The following is a 9,662-nucleotide window of genomic DNA, read 5'->3' as shown; positions in this document are numbered from 1 at the left end:
GCCGTGTTGAACGAGGGATCGAGCGGCGAATAGCTGATCAACGCCAGCGCCAGTGAGAGCCCGGCCACCGCGATGCCGGCGCCGGCGGCGAGCCGCGCCAGCTGGCGCAGCAGGGCGGCCAGCCCGGCGCGCAGCCGCGCCAGCCACGGCGATGCGGCGCCCTGGGCCGCCCGCTGACTGCCGGCCAGCTGCCCTCCCGACCGCTTCAGGCGGGGCGCACCTGCATCTGCTGCCCGCGTTGCCATTGCCGTGCCCGATCCTTCATGAACAAATCATTGCCGCAAGTGAAAGGCCCGTCTGAAAATCGGGCCACAACCCGCTGCAAGCAATAATGGAACGCCCACACAAACGCGGGCCAGAATGAATCAGGAACGCCAACCGGTCAAGGAAAAGCCGGGCTCCAGCGGCGCATGACTGTTGGGGCCGGGGCATCATGTCCCGCTTGGGGGAATCGCGGCGCTGCGCTAGGGCATGCTGCCATGCAGAGCATGGACGCAGATGTCATCATCATTGGCGGCGGCCTGGTTGGCGCCACGCTGGCGCTGGCGCTGGCCCGGCACGACGTGACCAGCATCGTCGTCGACACGGCCGATCTTGATGCCACCACCCTGCCAGCCTTCGATGGCCGTGCCAGCGCCATCGCGTCCGCCTCGGGCCGCATGCTGCGCGCGCTCGGGCTGGGCCAGCTGCTCGATGATCACGGCTGCCCGATCCGCGAGATCAGGGTTACCGACGCCGCCCATCCGCAGTTCCTGCATTTCGATGCCGGCGAGGGCAATGATCCGCTTGGCACGATGGTGGAAAACCGCCTGCTGCGAACCCATCTGCTGGCCGCCGTGCGCGCCTGCCCGCAAGCGACGCTGCTCGCCCCGGTGACGGTGGCGGAGCTGGTGCGTGACGAACATGCCGCCACGCTCAGCCTTGCTGATGGCCGCCGTTTCCGGGCGCCGCTGGCGGTGGCCTGCGATGGTCGCCGCTCCCCCACGCGCGAGGCGGCCGGCATCCCGATTGCCCAGTGGCATTATCCGCATGCCGCGCTGATCACCATGGTGGCGCACAGCGTGCCGCACGAGAATATCGCCTGCGAGCTGTTCTACCCGTCCGGCCCGCTGGCGCTGCTGCCGATGCGCGATGCCGATGATGGCCGCCCGCGCACGGCGATCGTTTGGACGGTGGACGGCCGGCACATGGCTGCCGCCAGGAAGCTGGGGCCGAAGCAGCTCGCCGCCGAAATCGCGGCGCGCTGCGATGGCACGATGGGCGACATCGAGGTGATCGCACCGCAGACGGTGTGGCCGCTCGGCTATCACCATGCCGCCCGCTACACCGATACCCGCCTATTGCTGCTGGGCGATGCCGCGCACGGCATTCACCCCATCGCTGGCCAGGGACTGAACATGGGCTTCCGCGACGTGGCGGCCGCCGCCGAAGTGCTCACCACGGCGGCGCGCAGCGGCCTTGATCTGGGAAGCCCCGATGTGCTGGCCCAGGTCTCGGCCTGGCGGCGCTTTGACAACAGCCTCGTCTGCGCTGTCACCGATGGCCTCAATCGCCTGTTCGCGGTGCCGGGCCGGGTGCCCAGCCTTGTGCGGCGCACTGGGCTGGCGGCTGTTGAACGGATGCCGCCCCTGAAACGCTTCTTCATGAACCAGGCGCGCGGCGAAACCGGAAAACTGCCAGCTTTGCTGAAAGGCGAGCTGGTCTAACATCGGCCCCGTTCCCCAATGGAGCGGAGTCGACCATGGCCACTGCAGCCCTCGACAAGGACGCCATCCTCGCCCGCTACCGCGCCGAGCGGGACAAGCGGCTGCGCCCCGACGGCAATGACCAATATGTCGAGGTCAAGGGCCGCTATGCCCATTATCTCGAAGACCCCTACATGCCGGTGGTGCCTCGCGAGCCGCTGACCGATCATGTCACCTTCGCCATGGTCGGCGGCGGCTTTGCCGGCCTGTGTGTCGGCGCCCGGCTGGTGCAAGCCGGCATCACCGATGTGCGCATCATCGACAAGGCCGGCGATTTTGGCGGCAACTGGTACTGGAACCGCTATCCCGGCGCGCAGTGCGACACGGCCTCGATCATCTACCTGCCGCTGCTCGAGGAAACTGGCCACATGCCGACCGAGAAGTACGCGCATGCGCCGGAGATCCTCGAACAATCACGCCGCATCGGCCGCACCTTCGGCCTGTATGACAAGGCGCTGTTCCACACCCGCGTCGAGGATATCGTATGGGACGAGGCGCGCAGTGTGTGGGTGATCACCACCGATCGCGGCGACCGCTTCACCGCCGATTATGTCGGCACCGGCACCGGGCCGCTGCATGTGCCGAAACTGCCCGGCATCCCCGGCATCGAGACTTTCAAGGGCCACAGCTTCCACACCAGCCGCTGGGATTATGAGTACACTGGCGGCGACACCAACGGCGCGCCCCTCTCGAAGCTGAAGGACAAGCGCGTTGCCATCATCGGCACCGGGGCCACCGCAGTGCAGTGCGTTCCGCATCTCGCCCGCGCGGGCGGCACCGTCTATGTCGTGCAGCGCACGCCATCATCGGTGGACGTGCGCGCCAACGCGCCGATTGATCCGGAGTGGTTCAAGAGCATCGCGACGCCGGGCTGGCAGAAGCGCTGGCTCGACAATTTCGCCCGCAACGTCGCCATCGGGCCGCCGCCGGAGGAAGATCTGGTGCAGGACGGCTGGACCGACATCATGGGCCGTGTCCGCAAGCGCGTCCTGACCCTGCCGATGGACCAGATGACGCCAGCCAACATACTGGCGGTCAATGAGGACGCCGACATGGAGAAAATGTCGGAAATACGCGCCCGGGCCGAAGCAATCGTCCACGACAAGAACACGGCTGAGAAGCTCAAGGCCTGGTATCGGCAGTTCTGCAAGCGGCCCTGCTTTCACGATGCCTATCTGCAGGCCTTCAACGAACCGGGCACCCATCTGATCGATACCGACGGCAAGGGCGTTGAACGCATCGACGAAACCGGCTTCTGGGTGAACGGCACCCATTATGACGTGGATTGCATCATTTATGCGTCGGGCTTCGAGGTTGGCACGTCACACCAGCGCCGCGCCGGTTTCGATATGGCCGGGGTGGGCGGCAAGCGGCTGTCCGAAGCCTGGAAGGATGGCATCGAATCGCTGCATGGCCTGCATGTGCGCGGCTTTCCCAACGCCTTCATCGTGCAGATGGCTCAGGCCGCAAACTTCCTCGTGAACGTGCCGCACAATTGGACCGATGCCGGGGATACGATTGCCGCCGTGATCAAGCACGCGCGCGAGACGGGCAAACGCCTCATCGAACCCACACAAGAAGCCCAGGCCAGCTGGGTGGCGCTGATCCGCACCGCCTTGCCAGGCGCTCTTGCCCAAGCCGCGGAATGCACGCCCGGCTATTATAATCTCGAAGGCACCAGCCCCGACATTTCCCACAGTTTCCCCAGTGGTTATCCGCTCGGGTCAGTGGCCTATTTCGAGTATATTGACAAATGGCGACGCAGCGGTGACTTCGCGGGTCTGGCCTTCAGCTGAACCGCCGCCTGTCGCCGGCGGCACCGCGAACCGGTCTAGCAGATTGCAGCGTTGCCCGGTGTGCTGCCGCCCGCCACGGTGGTTGTCATGATTGATCGTGACGCCCTCCTCGAAAAATATCGGCTTGAGCGGGACAAGCGCCTGCGCCCCGAAGGCAATGCCCAATATGTGCGGCTGGCCACGCATTTCCCGCAGATGCTTGGCGATCCCTACACGCCCAGGAAAGAACGGGCGCCGGTCACCGATCATGTGCGCTTTGCCATGGTGGGTGCCGGCTTTGCCGGGCTGTGCACCGGCGCGCGGCTGGCGCAGGCCGGGATCACCGATTTCCGCCTGATCGATGCCGGCGGTGACGTTGGCGGCACCTGGTACTGGAACCGTTATCCCGGCGCCCAGTGCGACACCGCCTCGATCATCTACATGCCGTTGCTGGAGGAAACCGGGCATATCCCGACCGAGAAATATGCCCATGCCCCCGAGATCCAGAGCCAGGCCAAGAAGATTGCGGAGACCTTCAATCTCTATGAGAAGGCGCTGTTCCATACCGAGGTGAAGGCCTGCACATGGGACGAGGCGCGCCAGGTCTGGGTGATCGAGACCGACCGCGGCGACCATTTCACCGCCGACTTCGTCGGCATCGGCACCGGACCGCTGAACGTGCCGAAGCTGCCCGGCATCCCCGGCATCGAACGCTTCAAGGGCCACCAGTTCCACACCAGCCGCTGGGATTATGCCTATACCGGCGGCTCGGCCGAAGGCGCGCCGATGGACAGGCTGGCGGGCAAGCGTGTCGCCATCATCGGCACCGGCGCCACCGCCGTACAGTGCGTGCCGCATCTGGCCCGCGATGCCGGCCAGTTGTTCGTGTTCCAGCGCACCCCGTCATCGGTGGATGTACGCGCCAACGAACCCATTGATCCCGATTGGTTCAAGTCCATCGCCACGCCGGGCTGGCAGACGCGCTGGCTGGAGAATTTCGCCGGCAATGTCGGCATGGGTGGCGCCACGGAAGACTGGGTGCAGGATGGCTGGACCGATCTGTCGCGCCGCATCCGCAGCCGGGTGATGAGCCTGCCGCCCAGCGAATGGAACCCGGCCAACATGATGAAGGCCTGGGAAATGGCCGATCACGAGAAGATGGAGGAAATCCGCACCCGCGCCGTCACCGTGGTAAAGGACCGCAAGACCGGCGAGGCGCTGCAGGCCTGGTATCGCCAATTGTGCAAGCGGCCCTGCTTCCACGATGCCTATCTCGATGCCTTCAACCGTCCGAGCGTCACGCTGGTCGATACCGATGGCAAGGGCGTGAGCCGCATCGATGAAACCGGCATCTGGGTGGGCGATGCGCATTATGAGGTGGACTGCATCATCCATTCCACGGGCTTCGAGGTCGGCACGCCCACCGAGGACCGCGCCGGCTTCGACCCGGTGGGCAAGGGCGGCCAGAAACTGTCAGAGGCGTGGGCTGACGGCATGCGTACGCTGCATGGCCTGAACAGCGCCGGCTTCCCCAATCTGTTCCTGGTGCAGTTCGCGCAAGCTGCGGCGTTCGTGGTCAACGTGCCGCACAACTGGATGGAAACCGGCACTAGCATCGCCGCCATCGTCCGCCACATGACCGATGCCGGCCTGAAGACGGTGGAGCCGGACCAGGAGGCGCAGGAAGCCTGGGTGCAGCTGCTGCTCACCAATCCCGGCATGATGACCAACAGCCCGGATTGCACGCCCGGCTATTACAACAACGAAGGGCAGCCGATGGACGAGCGCGCCAAGTACGCTGTGGGTTATCCGGCTGGGCCGAACGCCTTCTTCAGCTACATGCGGGGCTGGCGCAGCGACGGGGCCTTCAAGGGATTGCGCTTCGGCTGATCAGCCGGTGTTCGGCAGGAACTCGCGCGCCGCTTCGGGCAGCAGGATCGGCACGCCGTCGCGGATCGGATAGGCAAGGCCGGCCGTATCGTTGACCAGTTCCTGCGCCTTCGCGTCAAAGCGCAGCGGCTGGCGGGTGAGCGGGCAGACAAGCAGGCCAAGCAGACGCGGATCGAGAGCCGAACCGCTCATTGCAGGCCGCCAAAGCCATCGCCGCTGGCGGCAAAGCTCATCAGGGCCGACAGGGTCTGGGCGCGCTCGGTCAGTGTGGCGGCCTCCAGCAGTGCCTGCTTCTCCGCCGGCTCGAAGGGCAGGGCGCTGGCCAGCGTGATCACCAGCGATTCATCGTCGGCGCCGTGCACCGCCTCCCAGTCCGCCGACAGGCCGCGCGCGTCGAGATAGGGGCGCAAGGCCTCCTCCAGCCCGGCGCGGGTGGCGGCATCCAGCGCCGCCTCGTCGTGGCGGTCGTCGGCAAAGCCGTGATAATCGGTCATCACCTGGCGATAGAGCGTGTCGCGATCCAGTTCGGCGGCGACGCGGAAGCGGCTGACGCCCACCAGCGCGATCAGGATGCGGCCATCATCGGTCTCGCGATAGTCGCTGATGCGCCCGAGGCAGCCCACCGAATAGAGCGAAGGCGGATCACCCTTCCCTTTCGGCTGGATCATGCCGATCATCCGGTTGGCAGCACCGCTGGCCGCCATGGCATCCTTCACCATGGCAAGATAGCGCGGCTCGAAGATGTTGAGCGGCAGCACCCCGCGCGGGAACAGCACGGCGCCGGTCAAGGGGAACACCGGCACGGCGGCCGGCAGCGGTTCCAGGCCCTCGCTCTCGCTCATGCAAACCAGATGGCGCGCAGGGCGGCGCGGGTCTTGACGCTCCACGGATCGGCGAGGCCGGCGGCTTCGAACATGGTGAGCAGTTTCTCGCGTGCGGCGCCTTCGCTCCAGCTGCGATCGGCCTTGATGATGGCCAGCAGGTGATCGGCGGCGGCATCGCGTTCGCCGCGCGCCGCAAGCGCCCCGGCCAATTCGAAACGGGCGGCATGATCATCGGGGTGCGTGGTCACCTGCGCCACCAGATCGGCGAGATCGTCATTGTCGGCCGGGGCGGCGGCGGCCAGCGCCAGCGCGGCGCGGGCACGGGCCACCTGCTCATCCTTCGAATCGGCTGGCACCCCGGCAAGCGCAGCCTCGGCCGCTTCGGCCTGGCCGCCGGCCAACAACGCCAGCGCGTAGCGGGCGACAAGATCGTGGCGCTCCGGCAATTCCTGCACCAGCGCGGCGAGCATGGCGGCGGCATCCTCGTGGGCACCGGCCGCCGTCGCCTCTTCGGCCGCAGCCACCAGCGCGGCGATCTGCTCTTCCAGTGCCGCTTCATCCTCGCTGGCTGGAACACCCTGCAGCAACCGGTCGATGAACTGCGCGAGTTCGCGTTCCGGCAGGGCGCCCTGGAAGCCATCGACCGGGCGGCCATCGAGAAAGGCATAAACAGTGGGAATCGACTGGATGCGGAACTGCGCCGCCAGCGCCTGGTGCTTGTCCACGTCGATCTTGACCAGCTTCACCTTGGGCGCACGGGCGGCGACAAGCTTCTCGATCAGCGGCCCCAGCGTCTTGCACGGCCCGCACCATTCGGCCCAGAAATCGACCAGCACCAGCGCGCTCTTCGATGCGTCGATGACATCGCGGCGGAACGCCTCGATGCTGGCCTTGTCGGCGGCCGGGTTGGGGATGGTGGCCAAGTTCTTGCGCTCCGCTCTCTTCGTGCGCTTCATATGGGGGGCGAGGGGCGGGTTTGCCAAGACGGCCGATGCGCGCAGCCATGCACGGCCTTCAGGGAAAAAAGGGACTTGCCCGTCGCCACCTCAGGCGCTAATGCCCCGGCTCCCGGCGACGGGTGAGCGGGTGTAGCTCAGGGGTAGAGCGCAACCTTGCCAAGGTTGAAGTCGAGAGTTCGAATCTCTTCACCCGCTCCAGTCGCAGCCCGGCAGACCGCAACGGAGTTGCGGTCAGACTCGGGCAAGACCGGCCGGCGACCAAAAAAGGCGGCTCTTCAGCCGCCTTTTTCGTGAGTCGTCCGACGGCGCGGCTTCGCCGCGACGTTCACGTCCCCAATCAATCTTCACCCCTCACCCCAACGCCGCCCACAGGCCATAGACGCTGCTGAGCATCAGGATGCTGCCGATCAGCAGCAGCAGACGCCGGGCCTGCATCCGGCTGGCGATGCGCGCGCCGATGGGCGCTGCCAGGAGGCCGCCGATGATCAGCCCCACGGCGGCGATCGAGAAGGCCTCCGGTCCCAATTTCCATAGGAAGGTGGCAGAGACCGCCATGGTCACCAGGAATTCGGCGGTGTTGACCGTACCGATGGTGGTCCGCGGTTCCGAACCCTGCACCAGCAGGTTGGCAGTGACGATCGGCCCCCAGCCGCCACCCCCGGCGGCATCCAGAAAGCCGCCGACCAGCCCCAGCGGGCGCACCAGCCGCACCGGGCGCACCGCCGGCCCGTGGGTCATCCGCCACGCCCGCCACAGCAGATAGGCCCCGATCACCGCCAGATAGGCCATCACCAGCGGGCGCGCGGTTCGGCCGTCGATCTCGGTCAGCACATAGGCGCCCAGAACGCCGCCAATCACCCCCGGGCCAGCGACCCTCGCCAGCAGCGGCCAATCGACATTGCGGTGCAGGATGTGGCTGACGGCCGAGGCGGCGGTGGTGAAGCACTCGACGACATGCACGGTGGCCGACGACCGGGCCGGCGACAAACCCACCACCGAGACCAGCATCAGGTTGGTGATCAGGCCAAACGCCATGCCCAGCGCGCCATCCACCAGCTGCGCCAGGAAGCCCACCGCCAGGAACGGCAGGATGGACTGAAGTTGCGCCAGCGTCAGTTCGGGCAGCTCCATTCCCGTGCAGTCTCCGGTGCGGTTGCCTCACCAGTCATGACCCATCGCCGAGCGAACTGCACCTGTGAAATCGCCGCGCGCCCCGCCTGCGCCCTCGCCCGGCCGCGCGCTGCCCTCGACTCGTCCGCGCAACCGCCGCATAAATCGCACATGCACAGCCACGCCCATAGCCATCCGCTGGGCGGCCATGATCATCACGGCCATGGCCATGTCCATGCGCCGCCGGATTTCGGCCGGGCCTTTGCTGTCGGCGTGGTGCTGAACCTCGCTTATGTCGCCATCGAGGCGGGGGCCGGCCTGGCCTATGATTCGATGGCGCTGCTGGCCGATGCCGGCCACAATCTGTCGGACGTGGCGGGGCTGCTGATCGCCTGGGGCGGTTACAAGCTCGCCACCCGTGCGCCCTCAGCGCGCTTTACCTGGGGCCTGCAGCGCTCGCCCATCCTGGCGGCGCTGGCCAATGCGCTCATCCTGGTGGCGGCGTGCGGCGGCATCGCCTTTGAATCGATCCACCGCCTCACCGCGCCGTTGCCGGTATCGGGCAGTGTGGTGATGCTGGTCGCCGGCGCCGGCATCGCGATCAACCTTGGCACCGCGCTGATGTTCATCAAGGGCCGCAAGGGGGATGTGAACATCCGCGGCGCATATCTGCACATGATGGCCGATGCCGGCGTGTCGGCTGGCGTGGTGGCTGGCGGCCTTCTCATCCGGCTCACCGGCTGGGATTGGGTAGACCCGGTTCTGGGCCTCGGCATCGCCGTGCTGGTGCTGCGCGCGACTTGGGGCCTGCTCACCGAATCGCTGGCGCTGACGATGGACGCGGTGCCGGCGGGGATCGAGCCGGGGGCGGTGAAGGACTGGCTGGTGGGCCTCGACGGCGTCGCCGCCGTGCATGATCTCCACATCTGGCCGCAAGGCACCACCGGCGCCATCCTGACCGCGCACCTGGTGATGCCGGCCGGCCACCCGGGCGACGAAACCCTGGCCAACATCGCCCACGCGCTGCACCACCGCTTCAACATCGGCCACGCCACGCTGCAGGTGGAAACCGGCGACGAGCATTGTCGGCAGGCGCTGCCAGAAGCCTGTCTCCACTGATGCTTCTGCGGGTAGCGTCGGCGGTCGACCGGGCGTAGGGAGCGGATCATGCGCATCATCGATCATCACATCGCCGGTCAGCCAGTTGCCGCCGGTTCCCGCAGCAGCCCCGTCTATGACCCCAACACCGGGCGGGTGCAGGCCGAAGTTCGGCTGGCCGGTCGCGACCTGCTGGACCAGGCGGTTGCCGCGGCACGGGCGGCGCAGCCGGCCTGGGCTGCCACCAACCCGCAGCGCCGC

The 9,662-nt window shown here is 67.0% G+C and carries 10 protein-coding genes and 1 tRNA gene; 6 read left to right on the top strand and 5 right to left on the bottom strand.

What is annotated here, in order from left to right; genetic code table 11:
- Positions 1-245 (bottom strand): hypothetical protein (locus tag GJV64_RS07435; RefSeq protein WP_164156633.1); only part of this gene is annotated, 245 nt, incomplete at its 3' end.
- A gap of 243 nt (positions 246-488) precedes the next feature.
- On the opposite strand from GJV64_RS07435, the gene GJV64_RS07430 reads away from it, so the two are divergent.
- The 3 genes from GJV64_RS07430 to GJV64_RS07420 all read left to right on the top strand — a co-directional run bounded on the left by GJV64_RS07430 (position 489) and on the right by GJV64_RS07420 (position 5,410).
- On the top strand, positions 489-1,706 hold the full coding sequence (locus GJV64_RS07430) for a UbiH/UbiF/VisC/COQ6 family ubiquinone biosynthesis hydroxylase (protein WP_164156632.1): 1,218 nt from the start codon (positions 489-491) through the stop codon (positions 1,704-1,706).
- 35 nt (positions 1,707-1,741) lie between these two features.
- Positions 1,742-3,541: a flavin-containing monooxygenase gene (locus GJV64_RS07425; protein ID WP_164156631.1), complete on the top strand. Its 1,800-nt coding sequence runs from the start codon at positions 1,742-1,744 to the stop codon at positions 3,539-3,541.
- A gap of 87 nt (positions 3,542-3,628) precedes the next feature.
- Entirely contained in the window at positions 3,629-5,410 is a 1,782-nt protein-coding gene (locus GJV64_RS07420) for a flavin-containing monooxygenase (RefSeq protein WP_164156630.1), read from the top strand.
- Here the strand turns inward: GJV64_RS07420 and GJV64_RS07415 are convergent, their stop codons facing one another.
- From GJV64_RS07415 to trxA, 3 genes are read right to left on the bottom strand one after another with little or no spacing between them, the layout of a single operon-like run.
- Positions 5,411-5,602, bottom strand: a complete 192-nt coding sequence (locus GJV64_RS07415) for a Trm112 family protein (RefSeq protein WP_164156629.1) — start codon at positions 5,600-5,602, stop codon at positions 5,411-5,413.
- A complete protein-coding gene (locus GJV64_RS07410) occupies positions 5,599-6,252 on the bottom strand; it encodes an LON peptidase substrate-binding domain-containing protein (protein ID WP_164156628.1) in 654 nt (217 codons plus the stop codon). Before GJV64_RS07410 ends, GJV64_RS07415 begins: the two co-directional genes overlap by 4 nt.
- Entirely contained in the window at positions 6,249-7,157 is a 909-nt protein-coding gene (gene trxA, locus GJV64_RS07405; RefSeq protein WP_205599556.1) for a thioredoxin, read from the bottom strand. The genes GJV64_RS07410 and trxA overlap by 4 nt, the downstream gene beginning before the upstream one ends.
- 159 nt (positions 7,158-7,316) lie before the next feature.
- Between trxA and GJV64_RS07400 the strand changes: the two genes are divergently transcribed.
- Positions 7,317-7,391: transfer RNA gene (locus GJV64_RS07400), tRNA-Gly, on the top strand.
- A 153-nt stretch (positions 7,392-7,544) separates the two neighbouring features.
- Here the strand turns inward: GJV64_RS07400 and GJV64_RS07395 are convergent.
- Entirely contained in the window at positions 7,545-8,324 is a 780-nt protein-coding gene (locus GJV64_RS07395; RefSeq protein ID WP_164156626.1) for a sulfite exporter TauE/SafE family protein, read from the bottom strand.
- A gap of 150 nt (positions 8,325-8,474) precedes the next feature.
- Here GJV64_RS07395 and GJV64_RS07390 point away from each other — a divergent pair, with 150 nt between their 5' ends.
- Both GJV64_RS07390 and GJV64_RS07385 read left to right on the top strand, forming a co-directional pair.
- Positions 8,475-9,422, top strand: a complete 948-nt coding sequence (locus tag GJV64_RS07390; RefSeq protein ID WP_164156625.1) for a cation diffusion facilitator family transporter — start codon at positions 8,475-8,477, stop codon at positions 9,420-9,422.
- 48 nt (positions 9,423-9,470) lie between these two features.
- The coding region (locus GJV64_RS07385; protein ID WP_164156624.1) for an aldehyde dehydrogenase family protein at positions 9,471-9,662 on the top strand (192 nt) is incomplete at its 3' end.

Origin of the sequence: Sandarakinorhabdus rubra, assembly GCF_010994245.1 — a bacterium.
Lineage (GTDB): Bacteria > Pseudomonadota > Alphaproteobacteria > Sphingomonadales > Sphingomonadaceae > Sandarakinorhabdus > Sandarakinorhabdus rubra.
Note: the sequence above shows the minus strand (reverse complement) of the source record. Positions and strands in the feature narration are given on the sequence as shown.

Excerpts from the sequence above, each read along its gene's own strand:
- GJV64_RS07415 (WP_164156629.1), bottom strand. The coding sequence starts at position 5,602 with ATGAGCGGTTCGGCTCTCGATCCGCGTCTGCTTGGCCTGCTTGTCTGC.
- GJV64_RS07430 (WP_164156632.1), top strand. The coding sequence starts at position 489 with ATGGACGCAGATGTCATCATCATTGGCGGCGGCCTGGTTGGCGCCACG.
- GJV64_RS07390 (WP_164156625.1), top strand. The coding sequence starts at position 8,475 with ATGCACAGCCACGCCCATAGCCATCCGCTGGGCGGCCATGATCATCAC.
- GJV64_RS07420 (WP_164156630.1), top strand. The coding sequence starts at position 3,629 with ATGATTGATCGTGACGCCCTCCTCGAAAAATATCGGCTTGAGCGGGAC.
- GJV64_RS07425 (WP_164156631.1), top strand. The coding sequence starts at position 1,742 with ATGGCCACTGCAGCCCTCGACAAGGACGCCATCCTCGCCCGCTACCGC.
- GJV64_RS07395 (WP_164156626.1), bottom strand. The coding sequence starts at position 8,324 with ATGGAGCTGCCCGAACTGACGCTGGCGCAACTTCAGTCCATCCTGCCG.
- GJV64_RS07410 (WP_164156628.1), bottom strand. The coding sequence starts at position 6,252 with ATGAGCGAGAGCGAGGGCCTGGAACCGCTGCCGGCCGCCGTGCCGGTG.